This is a genomic window from Flagellimonas taeanensis (genome assembly GCF_003584105.1).
Taxonomy (GTDB): Bacteria; Bacteroidota; Bacteroidia; order Flavobacteriales; family Flavobacteriaceae; genus Flagellimonas; species Flagellimonas taeanensis.
Genome location: NZ_QXFO01000011.1, coordinates 71,338 through 88,804, shown reverse-complemented (window position 1 = coordinate 88,804; position 17,467 = coordinate 71,338). Strand labels below are relative to the sequence as shown.

14 protein-coding genes and 2 tRNA genes are annotated in these 17,467 nt (G+C 46.1%); 9 read left to right on the top strand and 7 right to left on the bottom strand.

From position 1 onward, the window contains the following. The first annotated feature begins 114 nt into the window (after window positions 1-114). The 4 genes from rho (at window position 115) to D2V93_RS05150 (ending at window position 3,995) form a co-directional block, all read left to right on the top strand. Window positions 115-1,716 carry a transcription termination factor Rho gene (gene rho, locus D2V93_RS05165; protein ID WP_119618676.1) on the top strand — a complete coding sequence of 534 codons (1,602 nt, stop codon included), beginning with the start codon at window positions 115-117 and terminating at the stop codon, window positions 1,714-1,716. A 136-nt stretch (window positions 1,717-1,852) separates the two neighbouring features. Next, window positions 1,853-2,530: a hypothetical protein gene (locus D2V93_RS05160; protein ID WP_119618675.1), complete on the top strand. Its 678-nt coding sequence runs from the start codon at window positions 1,853-1,855 to the stop codon at window positions 2,528-2,530. 6 nt (window positions 2,531-2,536) lie between these two features. Next, window positions 2,537-3,226: a hypothetical protein gene (locus D2V93_RS05155; RefSeq protein WP_119618674.1), complete on the top strand. Its 690-nt coding sequence runs from the start codon at window positions 2,537-2,539 to the stop codon at window positions 3,224-3,226. A gap of 76 nt (window positions 3,227-3,302) precedes the next feature. After that, window positions 3,303-3,995 (top strand): hypothetical protein, encoded by a 693-nt coding sequence (locus D2V93_RS05150; protein ID WP_119618673.1) that lies wholly within the window; start codon window positions 3,303-3,305, stop codon window positions 3,993-3,995. Window positions 3,996-4,073: 78 nt separating this feature from the next. On the opposite strand, the gene rpsT is transcribed toward D2V93_RS05150, so the two are convergent. The 4 genes from rpsT to proS form a co-directional block, all read right to left on the bottom strand. Further along, complete coding sequence (rpsT, locus tag D2V93_RS05145) at window positions 4,074-4,325, bottom strand: 30S ribosomal protein S20 (protein ID WP_072877118.1); 252 nt, start codon at window positions 4,323-4,325, stop codon at window positions 4,074-4,076. 33 nt (window positions 4,326-4,358) lie between these two features. After that, window positions 4,359-4,430 (bottom strand) — tRNA-Glu (locus D2V93_RS05140). Window positions 4,431-4,488: 58 nt separating this feature from the next. Beyond that, window positions 4,489-4,560: transfer RNA gene (locus tag D2V93_RS05135), tRNA-Glu, on the bottom strand. Between the two features lie 81 nt (window positions 4,561-4,641). Then, window positions 4,642-6,117 (bottom strand): proline--tRNA ligase, encoded by a 1,476-nt coding sequence (gene proS / locus D2V93_RS05130; RefSeq protein ID WP_119618672.1) that lies wholly within the window; start codon window positions 6,115-6,117, stop codon window positions 4,642-4,644. A 94-nt stretch (window positions 6,118-6,211) separates the two neighbouring features. Here proS and D2V93_RS05125 point away from each other — a divergent pair, with 94 nt between their 5' ends. After that, entirely contained in the window at window positions 6,212-7,462 is a 1,251-nt protein-coding gene (locus tag D2V93_RS05125; protein WP_245978096.1) for a hypothetical protein, read from the top strand. Window positions 7,463-7,499: 37 nt separating this feature from the next. Beyond that, window positions 7,500-8,999 (top strand): outer membrane protein transport protein, encoded by a 1,500-nt coding sequence (locus D2V93_RS05120; RefSeq protein WP_119618671.1) that lies wholly within the window; start codon window positions 7,500-7,502, stop codon window positions 8,997-8,999. Window positions 9,000-9,050: 51 nt separating this feature from the next. On the opposite strand, the gene D2V93_RS05115 is transcribed toward D2V93_RS05120, so the two are convergent. Beyond that, window positions 9,051-10,496 carry a T9SS type B sorting domain-containing protein gene (locus tag D2V93_RS05115; protein ID WP_119618670.1) on the bottom strand — a complete coding sequence of 482 codons (1,446 nt, stop codon included), beginning with the start codon at window positions 10,494-10,496 and terminating at the stop codon, window positions 9,051-9,053. A 114-nt stretch (window positions 10,497-10,610) separates the two neighbouring features. After that, window positions 10,611-12,413 (bottom strand): T9SS type B sorting domain-containing protein, encoded by a 1,803-nt coding sequence (locus D2V93_RS05110; protein WP_119618669.1) that lies wholly within the window; start codon window positions 12,411-12,413, stop codon window positions 10,611-10,613. Window positions 12,414-12,640: 227 nt separating this feature from the next. On the opposite strand from D2V93_RS05110, the gene folE reads away from it, so the two are divergent. Next, window positions 12,641-13,321 carry a GTP cyclohydrolase I FolE gene (folE, locus tag D2V93_RS05105; RefSeq protein ID WP_072877101.1) on the top strand — a complete coding sequence of 227 codons (681 nt, stop codon included), beginning with the start codon at window positions 12,641-12,643 and terminating at the stop codon, window positions 13,319-13,321. 13 nt (window positions 13,322-13,334) lie between these two features. After that, window positions 13,335-14,816, top strand: a complete 1,482-nt coding sequence (cysS, locus tag D2V93_RS05100; RefSeq protein WP_119618668.1) for a cysteine--tRNA ligase — start codon at window positions 13,335-13,337, stop codon at window positions 14,814-14,816. A gap of 1 nt (window position 14,817) precedes the next feature. On the opposite strand, the gene D2V93_RS05095 is transcribed toward cysS, so the two are convergent. Further along, window positions 14,818-15,723 carry an AraC family transcriptional regulator gene (locus D2V93_RS05095; RefSeq protein WP_072877097.1) on the bottom strand — a complete coding sequence of 302 codons (906 nt, stop codon included), beginning with the start codon at window positions 15,721-15,723 and terminating at the stop codon, window positions 14,818-14,820. Window positions 15,724-15,942: 219 nt separating this feature from the next. Between D2V93_RS05095 and exaC the strand changes: the two genes are divergently transcribed. Beyond that, window positions 15,943-17,466 carry an acetaldehyde dehydrogenase ExaC gene (exaC, locus tag D2V93_RS05090; protein WP_119618667.1) on the top strand — a complete coding sequence of 508 codons (1,524 nt, stop codon included), beginning with the start codon at window positions 15,943-15,945 and terminating at the stop codon, window positions 17,464-17,466. Window position 17,467: the final 1 nt, after the last annotated feature.

Below are 17,467 nucleotides of genomic sequence, written 5' to 3'. Positions count from 1 at the left end.
TATTGTGTCGTTATTAGCGAAGTACTTACCTAGGAAATCTTTCCTCCAGTAGCACCCAAATAACTTTTACTTCAATTTATTCAGATTAGACACGTTTAACTTATTCTATACTTAATGTTCGAGATTTCAGATCTAAAAGCTAAAAAGCTTCCTGAACTGCAAGAAATTGCAAAGGATCTTAATGTTCCTAAATTCAAAACCCTAAAAAAACTGGATCTTGTATATCAGATACTCGATGTCCAGGCATCCAACCCAAAAGCGGTGGTGGAGAACACTGCCGAACCCCAAGAAAGGCCTGCCCCCAAACCCAAACGTGAAAGGACTCCCAGACCCAAAATGGTAGAGCCAAAAGAACCCAAGGTAGAAACCGCTGAAAAAGCTCCTGAAACCGAAGCCAAGGATAGAAAGGATGACGCCAAGGCGCAGCCGCAAAAAAAGGAGAACAAACAGAACAATGCCCCAAAAGGGCAAGGTAATGCCAAAAGGACAAACCAACACCCGCAACAACACCAGAAGAATACCCACCACGAAAAACACGACAAAAAGAACAACAATTTTGACAAGGATCTCAAGAATAGGTACAAAGAGCCTGAATTTGAATTCGACAGCATCATTGAGAGTGAAGGTGTTCTGGACATCATGCAGGATGGTTATGGGTTCCTAAGATCTTCCGACTACAATTATCTATCATCCCCTGACGATATTTATGTTTCCCAATCACAGATCCGATTGTTCGGACTGAAATCCGGGGATACTGTTTTGGGGAACATCAGACCTCCAAAAGAAGGCGAAAAATATTTCCCTTTGATCAAGGTGAACAAAATCAACGGGCTTGACCCTCAAGTGGTCAGGGATAGGGTTTCCTTTGAACACTTGACCCCCTTGTTCCCCAAGGAAAAATTCAAATTGGCAGAAAAACAGAGCACCATTTCCACTAGGATCATGGACCTGTTCTCCCCTATTGGAAAAGGACAAAGGGGCATGATCGTATCCCAGCCCAAAACGGGTAAGACCATGTTGCTGAAGGACATCGCCAATGCCATTGCGGCCAACCACCCAGAGGTTTACCAAATCATCCTATTGATCGATGAAAGACCGGAAGAGGTTACCGATATGCAGCGTAACGTTCGCGGTGAAGTGGTCGCCTCTACTTTTGACAAAGAAGCTTCCGAACACGTAAAAGTGGCGAACATTGTTCTGGACAAAGCCAAAAGATTGGTGGAATGCGGCCATGATGTGGTGATCCTTTTGGATTCCATCACCCGATTGGCACGCGCCTACAACACCGTACAGCCCGCTTCCGGGAAGGTATTGAGTGGTGGTGTGGATGCCAATGCCTTGCACAAACCCAAACGTTTCTTCGGAGCCGCAAGGAACATTGAAAATGGGGGATCATTATCCATCATTGCAACGGCCCTTACTGAAACAGGATCTAAGATGGACGAGGTGATCTTTGAGGAATTCAAGGGTACCGGTAACATGGAACTTCAGTTGGATCGTAGGATTTCCAACCGAAGAATTTTCCCTGCCATTGACCTGATTTCTTCCTCGACCCGAAGGGATGACCTGCTGTTGGACGAGAACACCATCCAACGTATGTGGATCATGCGCAAGTATCTGGCGGACATGAACCCTGTGGAGGCCATGGAGTTTATGGAGCAGCGCATCAAACAGACCCGTAACAATGAGGAATTTTTACTCACAATGAACGAATAGAATTTTGTAAATGATTCAATTTCAATAAAATAAAAACCCTTCAAAATTTCTTGGAGGGTTTTTTATTTGATCAATTTGAAGAAAAGGCATATCTTTAAATTGGTTTCCTCAAAACTGAACCTTAAATACTTATTCAATGAAAAACAACAGAAAAACTGCCTTTGCTTTTTTAGCATCCATCCTGCTCTTGGCCAGCTCTTGCCAACAAGGGCCAAAAAAAGACGAAACCGACCCAGAAAAACCTGAAAAGCCTAGAGAAGAGCAGGTCTCCCCTCCAAGCGGGATCATTTCGCTGGTGGAATCCAAATCCCTCTACGACAATTACACCAAACACAGATTGGGCATGATACAACAATATGAAATGGAGCGAAAGCCGGACGAAAAGTTTGTGCCAGCCCGTTTCAGTGATTTTGACTACGCCACCATCAAACAGTACATCGCCTTCATTGAACAAGAGGCCAAAGAGGCCCAAGTGGACATCTCCTCGCTTCGGATCTACTTTGCGAGCTATCCGGACAAAGATCGTTTTCCCGATGGGGACAAAGTAGTCCACCCTAGGCAAAACTCCATCTTCATTGTGCCCACCATGAGAGTGGACAGCATGGATTATGGCTTCTATATTGGCGCCGATGGAAAGGCTAAATTGATCAAAAATGCCGTTGGGGAAACAGGTATCGGCTACAAATCCGATCAAGGGGAAAGGTCACAGGCCGGTTTTGTTCCCAGCCTATCCGCCACTGTAATTGATGAACAGAGCCTGAACTTGAACCATGGAAGTTCAGGACCTCCCCCGTATCCTGATGATTTCGATTAACCCAGTATGCCCAACGAGCTTTTCAAATATTTGATAGCACATTTCTACATCCCCCTTTATCTTCTTACATGGATAATTGCGGTGTATAGGTACAGAAGGTATTTTGACACCCCGTTGAAATACCTTCCCATGGTTATCATCTATACCTTTTTTACGGAGCTATTGGGCTATTTCATCAAATATTCGAATGAGTTTCAATTTTTTTCAGATGACCGTTTCGCATGGCATAACGTAATCATCTATAATGTGTATCAATTGGTGTTCTTTCTTTTCTTCTTTGAAGTGTATCGAAAGAACACCAAAAATGAATCGATAAAAAAGTGGATTTTCTATGCCAGTGTCTCATGTGTGGTCATATATGTGGTCAATGCCATTTTTTGTAACCCCCTGCACGACCAAATGACCTATGCCCATATCGCCGTCTCCTTGGTACTGATTGCCATCCTTGTACTGTATTTCAAGGAAAAAGCCAAAGAGGAGAACCCGCAACCACTAAAATATAACCTATTGTTTTGGGTAAGCATTGGATTATTGGCCTTCTATACCTTGTTCCCCATCATTTTGACCATGTACAAGCTCAATTTGGGCATTACAGTGAATGTATACCTGAGACCGATCCTGTTGAGTTCGATTGTTTTCCAATATGGCTGTTTCATCATTGGCCTTTTGGCGGGGAAGCGAAAAGCATTCAGGTGAAAGAACGTGGCACGAATCGCTGTGGGCGTTTTATTGCTTAAATTGGCTCCTCCAATAAAAGGGAACATAACAATCGATGATCGAGGAGCTCTATAATTTCTTTTCAAACCAATATTACATCCTTCTTTACCTCCTTGTTTGGCTGGTGGCCGTTTTTCGCTACAGATCGTACTTTGACACGCCCCTAAAGTATTTTCCCATCTATTTGATGTACACCTTCCTAACCGAGCTGCTGGGCTACTTTATTAGTCACCATGATGATTTTCAGTTTTTCTCCGATGATCGGTACAGCTGGCATAATGTGATCATCTACAATATCTATTCAGTCGTCACATTTTTATTTTTTTATTACATCTATTGGCGAATACTGAAGGGGGACAAACACAGAAACTGGGTACGATATGGTGCCTGCATCAGCATGTTGGCCTATGTGGTCAGCCTTTTCTTTCAAGACCCACTGCACATGAACTTGTACTATGCGGATTTGATTGCATCCATAATACTTTTGGTCAACATTGCCCTATACGCCAAAGAAAAAATGAGCGAAGGGACCCAGCTGCATTCCATGAAATACAATCTCATGTTCTGGATTACTCTGGGGTTGGCCGTTTTCCATGCTATTTTCCCCTTTTTGTTCCTGATAGCCTATGAAGCACCAAAAGTCTGGGCAGAATACCAATTACGTCAAGTATTGATCGTCCTGATTTTATTCATGTACGGAACCTTCATGCTGGGATTCCTGATTTCAAAAAGGAAGGCTTTCCGGTAAGGAATGAAAGCCCCATAAAACAAAAAACGCCCCCAAACATGGGAGCGCTTTGATAATATATTTTGACTTGGATCAAGCTTACATAGCAGCAACCTTGCCCATCAATTTGCTCTTCAAGTTTGAAGCCTTGTTGTTATGGATGATGTTACGCTTGGCCAACTTATCGATCATGCCGACCACAGTGGGCAACAAAGCCTCGGCAGCTTTCTTGTCCTCTTCATTGCGCAATTTCTTGATAGCATTACGCACGGTTTTGTGCTGATACCTGTTACGCAAACGTACCGCTTCGTTTCTTCTGATTCTCTTTAATGCTGACTTATGGTTTGCCATTATCTTAATTTATACTTTCTAAATTCTTTTTTGTAGCCCGTAGGGGAATCGAACCCCTGTTACCAGGATGAAAACCTGGCGTCCTAACCCCTAGACGAACGGGCCATTTTAAATGAAACCAAAGGCAAAAAACCCTTGCATTTCTCTATTCCATTGAACTTCGTAGCCCGTAGGGGAATCGAACCCCTGTTACCAGGATGAAAACCTGGCGTCCTAACCCCTAGACGAACGGGCCATTATGGTTACACAATTGCGGATGCAAAAATACAACTATTTTTAAGTCTTGCAACAGTAAATTTTATTTTTTGCCACCTGTTTAATAGGCCTTTGCAAACAACACCCGTTGCTCAGAAGGTTTCCCTGTCACCATGCACTTCCCTTCTTCCTTTTGGGCACCCAATGGAATGCAGCGGATGGTGGCCTTGGTCTCCTCCTTGATCTTGTCCTCGGTCTCGGCGGTACCGTCCCAATGGGCAGATACGAACCCTCCTTTTTCCTCGATCACTTTTTTGAAATCCTCATAAGTATCCACTTCGGTGATGTGTTTCTTTCTGAAATCCAAAGCTTTGTTGTAAATATTCTCTTGGATGTCCTCAAGCAGTGAAGCTACTTTCTCCACAATCTCTTCCGCCTTCACGGTTTCTTTGGTCAAAGTATCCCTTCGGGCCACTTCATAGGTTCCGTTCTCCAAATCACGCTGGCCAACGGCCAAACGGATAGGAACGCCCTTGAGCTCATATTCATTGAACTTGAAACCGGGTTTATGGGTATCCCTTTTGTCATATTTTACGGAAATCCCTTTGGAACGCAGTTCCTTGACCAAGGGTTCCACTTTTTCCGAAATGGCATCCAATTGATCAAGCCCTTTATAAATGGGCACAATCACCACTTGAATGGGGGCCAATTTTGGCGGCAATACCAATCCGTTATCATCACCATGGGTCATTACCAAAGCACCCATCAATCGAGTGGAAACGCCCCAAGAAGTGGCCCAAACATATTCTTGGTTTCCTTCTTTCGTGGCAAATTTCACATCAAATGCCTTGGCAAAGTTTTGTCCCAAAAAGTGTGAGGTACCTGCCTGAAGAGCCTTCCCATCCTGCATCAATGCCTCAATACAATAGGTTTCCTCCGCTCCGGCAAAGCGCTCGCTCTCGGTCTTGGTCCCTTTGATCACCGGAACACCCATATAGCTTTCAGCAAACTCGGCATAAATGTGCATCATCTGTTCTGCTTCTTCCAAGGCTTCTTCCTTGGTGGCGTGGGCCGTATGCCCTTCTTGCCATAAAAATTCAGCAGTTCTTAAAAACAGACGTGTGCGCATTTCCCAACGGACCACATTGGCCCATTGGTTCACCAAAATGGGCAGGTCTCTGTAGGACTGCACCCATCTCCTGTAGGTATCCCAGATGATGGTTTCCGAGGTAGGACGGACAATGAGCTCTTCCTCCAATTTGGCATCCTCGTCCACAACAATACCACTGCCATCCTCTGCATTCTTCAGCCTGTAGTGTGTCACAACGGCGCATTCCTTGGCAAAGCCTTCCACGTGGCTGGCTTCCTTGCTCAAATAGGATTTGGGGATGAACAATGGAAAATAGGCATTCTCATGGCCCGTTTCCTTGAACATCTTGTCCAGTTGCGCCTGCATCTTCTCCCATATCGCATAGCCATAGGGTTTTATCACCATACAGCCCCTAACTCCTGAATTCTCAGCCAAATCCGACTTTACAACAAGTTCATTATACCATTTGGAATAATCCTCGGCCCGGCTTGTCAAATTTTTACCCATCTATTGTAGTTTGGCACAAAACTTGTGATTTTATTAATAAAATAATTCGGTAAAACTAATTATTTTTAATATGTTCAACAATAAAAATTGCGTCATGTCAAAGTCTTTACCCCACAACAAATTCCATATTTTCGCCATACCCATAGTGGGCGCCCTCTTAGCGGTCTCTTGTGGCTCTTACCAACAAGCATCCTATTATGATGATGGCATCTATTCCAGTGGTGACCGAGTGGTCCGTGTTGAGAAGAAAAATGCAGATGCCGTCCGGATGGAACAGCAGGAGAGCAATGTCTATGGGGATTATTTTGGACAAAAAGCGAGCGAGTACGAAGAAATTTTGGACGGCGAGATTTTTACCGATATTGACAGCTACTCCAGTCAAATGGTAAATGACACCATTCCTTATGGGGAACAAACAGATTATTTTGCCTATAACAATACCTATAACGGAAATCCAGGTTGGGGAGACAACCCATCCAATGTCACCATTAATGTGTATGACAATAGCTGGGGCTGGGGAGGCATATATTGGGGGTGGAACGATCCTTTCTGGGGCTACGGCTGGAACTACCCTTACTACGGTTGGGGATGGGGTTGGAACAGACCATGGAGATATAACAATTGGGGCTGGGCCGGTTACTATGGCTGGGGCTACCCCTACAGTGGTTGGGGATATGCCGGTTATTATGGCTGGGGTGGATATTATGGCCACTGGAACAGGCCCTATTACTACAACAATTATCGTAGAAACTACGCCTACATGACCGGCAGAAGAGGATATAACAGCAGTTATATTCCCGGCACCACCCTTCGAGGAAGGTCCAACCTTGCTTCAAGGACCAGCGGCACCAGAACCTATAGTGGCCGCTCCAATGCAGGCAGGACTTCAAGAAGCTACAGCAACGGCACCACTGCCAGAAGATCTGTCAGTGCGGATGCGATTGCAAGAAACAGGGATTACAGGACCAGCAGGAGCACACGCTCCAATCCAAGTTATAGTGGGACTTCCAGGACTTACCGTTCGTATGGAACCTCTCCCTCGACGAGGAGTAACAGCACATACAATCGAAGCAATTCGGCCACCAGGAGTTCATCTCCAAGTTATAGGAGTTCCGGTAGCAGTAGAAGCTATCAATCCTCAGGAAGATCTACACCAAGCAGCAGTAGCTACAATAGATCATCTTCTGGAGCATCCAGAAGTTCCGGCAGTTACAGGAGCAGTAGTAGCAGTTCAAGGAGTTCGGGAAGCTATAGAAGTTCTGGGGGCAGTTCTTCAAGAAGCTCTGGCGGTGCTAGCAGGTCTTCAGGGTCATCCCGTTCCGGCGGTAGAGGTGGAAGGTCATAAATTCCAAAACAGTATCATTTAAACTAAATCAAGGGAAATGAAAAGAATCTCAACTTTCATCATGGTATTGGCATGCACTTTTGCAAGCGCGCAGACCATAGACGATGTAGTTCGGTATAGTACTGAAAACATACAGGGAACCGCGCGGTTCCAAGCCATGGGCGGTGCCTTTGGCGCCTTGGGTGGAGATCTGTCCTCCCTTAACGTAAACCCTGCAGGGTCGGCAGTCTTCAACTATAGCGAGGTAGGCATCACAGGGTCCAACTATCACAGCAACAATGATGTACGCTACGGAAACAGCCTCAGAAACACCAAGGACAATTCTCTGAATCTGAACCAAGTCGGCGGGGTTTTTGTGTTCAATTCCACGAACAGCCCATGGAAAAAAATAGCGTTGGCCTTCAACTATGACATGGTCCAGAATTTTGACAATGAAATTTTTGCCGCTGGAAGTTCCACCTCGGGCATCGACAATTACTTTTTGAACTTTGCCCAAGGTCAGCCTTTGGGACCGCTACGGGTCCAACAAGGAGAATTTATTGAAGAAGCCTACCTTGATATTGGCGCCAATCTTGGCTATGCCGCACAACAGGCTTTTCTTGGTTTTCAGGCAGGGCTCATCGAACCCACCGTGGACGATGATGCCAACACCGATTATTTTTCCAATGCGGAATACGGTAGTTTGAACCAAAGCTATTTGAGGACCACTTCGGGCTACAATAGCAAGTTTACGCTGAACTTTGCCACGCAATACGAGGAAAACCTCTATCTAGGAGCCACGGTGAACTTCCACAATGTGCTCTATGACAGGGTCACTTATTTTGATGAGGATGGATATGACCAGGCATCCCCTGTCCAGTTCACCTCTTTTGACAACTTTCTGCACACCGAGGGCTACGGCTTTTCCTTCAGTCTTGGCGCCATTGCTAAATTGAACGAAAGCGTACGTGTGGGTGGTAGCTACCAATCCCCCACATGGTACAGACTGACCGATGATACTTCCCAACGCATCAATTCCTCATTGGCCGTATCGGATATCAATTTCATCAATTTTGGCATCGTGAACCTATATGATGAATACAAGATCAGGACCCCTGAAAAATATACAGGAAGTGTGGCCATTGTGTTTGGACAAGATGGACTCATCAGTTTTGATTATGGCTACCAAGACATGTCCAAAGCAGAGCTCGGACCCACCTCGGATCCCAACTTTGCCGCAGAGAACGATTTTATTTCCACCGAATTGGGCGCCGTGAATTCCTTTAGGCTGGGCGGCGAATACCGAATAGAACGCGTGAGCTTGAGGGCCGGTTACCGATTTGAGGAAAGCCCTTATGAGAACACGGACTTTGTGGGCGACCTCAATGGATTCTCGGCCGGTATCGGTTATGATTTTGGTGGAAGCAGGTTGGATCTGGCCTATAGCCGTTCCGAACAGGATGTGAACACCTATCTTTTTGACAGCGGCATCGACAATGCGGCCATGGTCAACAGGATCAATACCAATATTTCATTGGGCTATACCATGAAATTCTAAAAAATAAAATTGAAAAAACAGATAAAAGGTCGGACACAATCCGGCCTTTTTTTATCGCACCAAAGAAAAATGCCTTCGCACAGAACGTGCCACCAATACCCCCTCATCGTCACGGTCATAGTCCAATCGGAACCAATAATCCGAAGAAGGCAGATCCCTGCCATTGAAGGTGCCATCCCATCCCGTGTTGAGGTCCATCTGTTTCAAGAGTTTACCATAACGGTCAAAGATATATACAACAGCATTGTTTAGTTGCTCAATCCCATACACATTCCAGTTGTCATGCACACTATCCCCATTGGGTGTGAAGAACTTCGGATAGCCCACCACCAAAAACTGATAGGCATCTGAAGTGCCACAGCCATTTTTATCGTTGATGACCACTTCGTTCATCCCAGGAGGGACATCGTAAAAAATAGGATCGTCCTGATATTCACCACCATTCAAGGAATATTCGTAGTTGCCATCGCCCAAGGGCACAATTTCCACATTGTAGGGGTCGGTCTGGTCGCTGTGGACCAAATCGTCTATGACCACCACCTCATCCAACTCTGGAGTGCCATAAAACGTAATCAGGATATCGTCGGTAATGGTTGTTCCAAAAGTAGACTGAATGGTCACTCTATATCGTCCCGAGTTCGGACTGGATACGGTCAACTCGGTCTGGTCCGCCCCTGAGGCCAATACCGTTTCATAGGTTCCGTCATCATCGGCATCCAGCTCCCAAACGATGTTGGAGATACTGGGACCCACAGGAGAATTCAGTGCACTCAGCACAATATCCGGGTCGCCCTCGCAGGCCACGATGTCCAAGCCCAAAAACTCATCCCGAAGGGTACAGTCCAAAGCGGAATCCTGATCAGCATCCACAGAACTGCCCGTAAAGGTCAGGATAAAGGATTCCGGATCTTCGTCAAAGTTGGTGTTGTAATTGTTGATGTAGAGGTAATAGATTTCCCCAGCGGTCACATTCAGCCATTCATCATAGGTGTTCTGGCTCTGTTTCACAAAAGGCGCACCTACCCTTCCATCCACTGGGTTCACCCCTATCCCGGTAAAACCGGTATCATTGTATTCGTAATTACAGCGTATGGGTTGGGCGGAACCATTTCCCACAATGGTACAGTAATTCTCTCCCGAAGTTTCGTCGAAAGGACCATAGAGTGCAAAATCCCATTCTGCAGTAATTGGACTTCCCGGGTTCACTGGAAGTGCTTCAATATCAAAACCTATTTGCCCATCGGTACCGGCCCTGAACACATACCAGCCCGTATTGTTCTCAATATTGGCGGAACTGACACTGCCCTTTTCCAGACAGCCTGTTTGCGTAATGACCTCGGGGTCAAAATCATCAATATCCCCACTACCGTCCGTGGTGCCCATGATCGGGGCATCTGCACAGACAGGTATGGCCGTTCTGCAATCAGGTGAATTCTGCGCACTGGCTGCCAAAGAGAAAAGGAGTACACAGCATGCAGCGCTAAATAGGGCTCTCATAGAATCGTGGGGCTATTGGTTATTCTATTTCCACCACTATAACTCCACAAAACGCGTTTTTAGTATGTGATTATCGAAAAAATCTGCCGTTAATCGATGAAATCGACCAGTCGGTTATCTTCTTAGGGAGAAATGGCTCTGGAGGTATTTGGCGTAGGTGCGGTTACCTGCATTATCCACGTAGGACAGTTTGAACCAATAATCGGTGGAAGGCAACGGTTTTCCATTAAAACTACCATCCCATCCTGAATCGAACTCGTTCATCTGCTTGATGAGCTTGCCGTATCGGTCATAAATGGTGACTATGGGGGAATTCAACGTGGAAAGTCCTTCTATCTGCCAGGTTTCATTGAGCACATCGCCGTTAGGTGAAAATATGGCCAAAAAGCCGACCACCACAATTTCTTCCTGCACCTCGCCACAGCCATAGGGGTCTCGCATGGTCACCGTATGCACGCCCGGAGCGACGCCTTGGAAGACATTGCTGGACTGAAATTCACCACCATCCATGCTGAATTCATACTCTCCTTGGTTTTCTGTGTGGATGGTTACCGTATTGTTCGTGCTCATATCCTCTTTTTCAACACTGGAGATGACAGGCATTGTGGATATGGAAACCACCACACTCCGGCTTGCTTCACAGGAAGTGCCGTTGGAAACATTGGTGACTGTCAACGTGTATTCCCCAGCTTGGGAGACCATGATGCTGGGCGTCTGTTGTCCCGTACTCCATAGATAGGTATAATTTGGATTGGCCGTAGTCTCCCCTATTTCTACGCTCCCAACAGCCTCACAGATGACCATTTCCTCTGGAAAAGTGAGCTCTGGGGTCTCCACGGCCTCCAACACAAAACTTTCAGAAGCATCATAGCAATTCGGATTGGCCAAAGAAGTGGTACGGACATAGATGGTTTCCTGTCCCGGACCCTTTTCATATTGTTTTTGCAATGGATTAGTCCCTGCATCGGCATCCATTTGCGAGCTATGGTAACTGACCATAAATTCGTTTGAAGCCGCCGAACCAAGAGCCTCTGTATCCTTATTCGAAAGATCGTACACCATTCCCGTTGACTGACAAAAGATCTCATCGGCCAAAGGCTGCGTCACCGGAACCTCATTGAAACCTACCTGAACATCGCTCACAATGCTGCCGCTGGCTGTAGTGACCACAACACGATACTGCCCTGAATTCAGCACTTGGTAGGTGGGCATTGCCGCACCCGAAATGGGTTGGTACCCGTTTCCCAAATCAACATACCATTCGTAAGCCATCGCACCAGTCGTTGTGGCATCCAATAGCACATTGTCATTCTCACAAGCTGCTATGGGTGGCCCCAAAAGATTGTCGATAATGGTACAGTCCAGAGCGTCATTGGGATGGCTTATCCAAATGCTCCCTGTGAACTGTATGGAAAAACCAGAGTTCACATTGCTGAAATTATTGATGAAAAGATAGTAGTCCTCACCGGCCTCCACTTGAAGCCATTCCTCATAATGCACAGAATCCGAAATACCCGTTGGGTCTTCCCCCACTCCAATAAAACTGGCAGCCTCGCTATTGTCGAAAAAATTGCAGCGCACCGGTTCTCCCAAATTGGAACAGTCCGATGACCGATAGAGTGCAAAATCCCAATCCTCGCCATTGTCATGTCCAATATTGAAGCCCAATTGCCCCGAAGCGGCCGTGCGAAACCTGTACCATGCCGAATTGGATTCTATGGACCCTGTTGTGGTACGCTCCAAACACCCACTGGTTGCCGCACCATTGAAATCATCGGTCCCATAGCCATTCGTCCCTCCATTGATCGGTGTGTTGTTACAAATAGGGACTGCACTGACACATTCTTGCGAAACCTGTGAATGCACCAATGGGCAAAAAAAGAAGACAATAAAGGTTCTTATGATGGATTTGACCATAAAAGACTGTAGGTTTGGACGTTATAAAAGTAGTATGGCCAGTGCCTTAACAATAATTTATGTTGTCAAACCATCGGTACCAGATGTTAAATCATTCATTAATGTTATCTTTGCTGTCTTGAAGAAACAGCAAGGAAACAAGCCGCAACCACTAGGCTGGTGCAGACCATCCGAAATTTCCTACGGCGTACACTATCCGACCTGTTTGTTCTATTAAAGATGATCAGATGAAACTAGAGCAGGCTTTGGAAGAACAATATGAAGAAAGGGGCAACGATCACGTTGGTTCTTCCTCGGACACCCCAATGCGAAAGGACGCCTTTGTATTGAGTGATGAGGAAAAAATAGAGCGTATCCAAAAAAATGTCAGGGAAATCATGTTGACCCTTGGCCTTGACTTGGACGATGACAGCCTAAAAGGCACACCCAAAAGAGTGGCCAAAATGTACGTGAAGGAAATCTTTGGTGGGCTCCACCCAGACAGAAGACCTACATCTTCCACCTTTGACAACAAATATAAATATGGTGAAATGTTGGTCGAGAAGAACATTGTGGTCTATTCCACCTGCGAGCACCACTTGCTGCCCATTGTGGGCCGTGCGCACATTGCCTATATCTCCAATGGAACCGTGGTCGGTCTTTCCAAGATGAACCGTATCGTGGATTATTATGCCAAGAGGCCACAGGTCCAGGAACGATTGAACATTCAGATCGTAAAGGAAATGCAGAAGGTTCTGGGTACCGAAGATGTGGCCTGCGTCATCGATGCCAAACACCTCTGCGTCAATTCAAGGGGGATCCGCGACATCGAAAGCAGCACGGTCACTGCGGAATATGGCGGCAAGTTCAAGGATGAGGCCGTAAGAAGGGAGTTTTTGGATTACATCAACCTAGATACCGAGTTTTAACCCTACGTTTTCAATGCAACTTTACAAGGACCAAAACCTTAGAGTACACAATTCGCTTTCAGGAAAAAAAGAACTCTTTCAACCCATAAATGAAGGACATATAGGCATGTATGTCTGTGGCCCCACGGTATACAGCAATGTACACCTTGGAAACTGCCGCACTTTCATGTCCTTTGATATGATCTTTAGGTATTTCAAGCATTTGGGCTTTAAAGTGCGCTATGTCCGTAACATCACCGATGCCGGACATTTGGAGAACGATGCGGACGAAGGTGAAGACAAGATTGCCAAAAAGGCAAAATTGGAACAGATAGAACCCATGGAAGTGGTGCAACGCTATACCGTCGATTTCCATAATACCTTACAAAAATTCAACCTGTTGCCTCCTAGCATAGAACCTACGGCAACGGGGCATATCATTGAGCAGATCGAGATCATCAAGGACATCCTCGAGAAAGGATTGGCCTATGAAGTGAACGGTTCCGTCTATTTTGATGTGGTCAAATTCAATGAGGACCACGAATATGGCAAGCTCAGCGGAAGGAAGCTTGAGGACATGATTGCCAATACCCGCGAACTGACCGCACAGGACGAGAAAAAAAATCCGCAGGATTTTGCCTTGTGGAAAAAAGCAGAACCCCAACACATCATGCGTTGGCCCTCACCTTGGGGTGACGGTTTCCCTGGCTGGCACTTGGAATGCACGGCCATGAGCACCAAATATTTGGGAGAAACCTTTGACATCCACGGAGGCGGAATGGACCTGAAATTCCCCCATCACGAGTGCGAGATCGCACAAGCGGAGGCCAGTACCGGAAAATCACCGGTAAAATATTGGATGCACGCCAACATGTTGACCCTCAATGGAAAGAAAATGTCCAAATCCACTGGGAACAACATCTACCCTTCGGAGATTTTCAGCGGGGACAACAACATTTTGAGCAAAATCTACTCCCCTGCCGTTGTGCGCTTTTTTATGATGCAAGCCCACTATACCAGTATTTTGGACCTTAGTGACGAAGCCCTTTTGGCATCCGAAAAAGGCTATCATCGCCTAATGGAGGCCATGACAAGCCTTAAGGACCTTAAAACGGGTGCAACATCGGATTTCGATGTGGCTGCATGGAAGCAAAAGTGCTATGACGCCATGAACGATGACTTTAACACCCCCATCCTTATTGCAAACCTGTTCGATGCCGTCAAGCATATCAATCTCATCAAAGATGACCAAGAAACCATCAGCAGCGAGGACAAGGAACTCTTGGAGATGACCTTGAACGCCTTTGTATATGATGTTTTGGGCATAGAGAACCAAGCCTTGACCAAGGATGATTCCAAGGCGCTGACCGGGGTCATGGAATTATTGATCCAAATCAGGAACGATGCCAGGGCCAACAAGGATTTTGCCACTTCGGACAAGATACGGGACGAGCTCACCGCTTTGGGCATTCAACTCAAGGATGGCAAGGACGGTACTTCGTTCAGTATCAACTAAGCTAATCCACAAACTTGGATTGATACTCCCCAGGTGACGAATTGATTTTCCGTTTGAAGAGCCGGTTAAAATAAGATCGGTTCTCAAAACCACATTCCAGATAAATCTCTTTGATTTTTCTGTGGGGATCCTGTAGCAGGTGAACAGCCAGTTTTATGCGTTCGTTGTTGATGTAGTCTATGGGTGTCACCCCCAATTCATCCTTAAAGGTCTTATGAAAATGGGATTCGCTCATGCATGCCTTTTTGCTCAAATCGCCCACAGAAATAGGTTCATGTAGATGTGCGGCAATATATTCCAACGCATAGGCCAAGCGATTGTTCGAGCTCAATCTGGAAGCATTCTCCGCATAGGTTTCCCTGGCATTGCCCTGCAAGATGCGTATGATGAGCTCTTGCAGCATGTTGTCCACAAAAAAGTCCTTGGATGGATGGTTTTCGGTAAAAAGGTACAGCAATCGCTGGATGATACCATAAATACTGGCATCGTTTGTAAAGTGATAGTTGTAGTCCATCAATGCCCATTCCGAACCATCGTGCTTGGGCATCCCCTCGTTCATCAACGTGATGACCTTGTTAATTTTTTCTTCGGATATGGCCATGGCCAAACAGCGGGTAGGGTTCTCATGGTCAGCTTCAGGAAAATCAATGCACATGACCTCATTGGAGGGCAAGATCAAAGATTCTCCCGGCAAAAAATCAAAGGCCTTTTTGTCACGCAAGTGCATCACCTTTTTTCCAATGAGCATGGACGCAAGTACAGGTTGATCGAACTGCAACATTACCCGCTCCGCTTGAAGATGGGTCTCGAACACGTGCATGGCGGCATTGTTCAAGGTGTACGAAGTCTGGTTCTCCACCAAATGTTCCAATTTGCGTTCTTTATAAAACTTCTCAGAAAGTTGCATGTCGATATGTATCCCTTAAAATATTACACAAAAACTTATTAAATATAAAAAATATACTCCTGAATATTGTTAAAAATATAAAAACAAAGAGGATTGGTCACACTAATAATAGAATACGTCAGATGCTTGGGACACAAAATCAATACTTTTAAAATCAGACACTTGGACAGTCCATCGTCCAGCACAAAAAATAAACTTTAACAACTAAAAGTATCTATTATGAGCAATGTACAGACAACGGAGCGCAACGTTCTGGAAAAACCCAAGTTCAAGGACCAGTATGAGAATTACATTGGTGGAAAATGGACACCCCCTACCAATGGGGAATATTTTGACAATATCTCCCCTGTGGATGGTAATGCATTTACAAAAATCGCCCGATCATCCGCAGAGGATATTGAAAAAGCCATTGATGCCGCCTGGGCCGCCGCACCACAATGGAACAATTCATCGGTCACTTACCGAAGTAACCTCCTACTGAAGATTGCAGATAGAATGGAACAAAACCTAGAGGTGCTGGCCCGTGCCGAAACTTGGGACAACGGCAAGCCCTTGAGGGAAACCCGTGCGGCCGACCTACCCTTGGCCATTGACCATTTTAGGTATTTTGCCGGTGTGATCAGGGCCGAGGAAGGTTCGGTGAGCGAGCTGGACTCCAACACGGTTTCCATGAACATCCTGGAACCACTTGGCGTGGTGGGCCAGATTATTCCATGGAACTTTCCCTTGTTGATGGCCGCTTGGAAAATAGCCCCTGCCCTTGCAGCTGGGAACTGCGTGGTACTGAAACCGGCAGAACAGACCCCTGTGGGCATTTTGGTGTTCATGGAACTGATCGAGGATATTCTTCCGGCCGGTGTGCTGAACATTGTGAACGGATTTGGAATAGAAGCAGGAAAACCCTTGGCCTCAAATCCTAGGATCAACAAAATAGCCTTTACCGGAGAGACCACCACAGGCCAATTGATCATGCAGTATGCCTCCAAGAACATCATTCCGGTGACCTTGGAATTGGGCGGCAAATCCCCCAATATTTTCTTTGAGAGCATCATGGACGCCGATGACGAATTCTTTGACAAGTGTCTGGAAGGTGCCGTTATGTTTGCCTTGAACCAAGGAGAGGTCTGCACCTGTCCATCCAGAATCTTGGTACAGGAAAGCATTTTTGACAAATTCATCGAACGGGTGGTGGAACGCACCAAGGCCATTAAACTGGGTCACCCCTTGGACCCCGACACCATGATGGGCGCACAGGCTTCCAACGACCAGTATGAGAAAATCCTCAATTACATCCAAATAGGAAAAGAAGAGGGATGCGAAGTATTGACTGGGGGCGAGGCCGCCTACAATGAAGGGCTGGAAGGTGGATACTACATCCAACCCACCATTTTGAAGGGAAACAACAAAATGAGGGTCTTCCAAGAAGAAATTTTTGGTCCCGTGGTATGCGTAACCACTTTTAAGGATGAGGCAGAGGCCTTGGAAATCGCCAATGATACCCTGTATGGATTGGGTGCCGGGGTCTGGACGCGCGACATGCACCAAGCCTATAAGATCTCAAGGCAGGTACAGGCCGGAAGGGTCTGGGTGAACTGTTACCACGCCTACCCCGCACATGCCCCCTTCGGAGGTTACAAAAAATCGGGTATCGGTAGGGAAACGCACAAGATGATGCTGAACCACTACCGTCAGACCAAGAACATGCTCATCTCCTACGACAAGAGCAAATTGGGTTTTTTCTAAA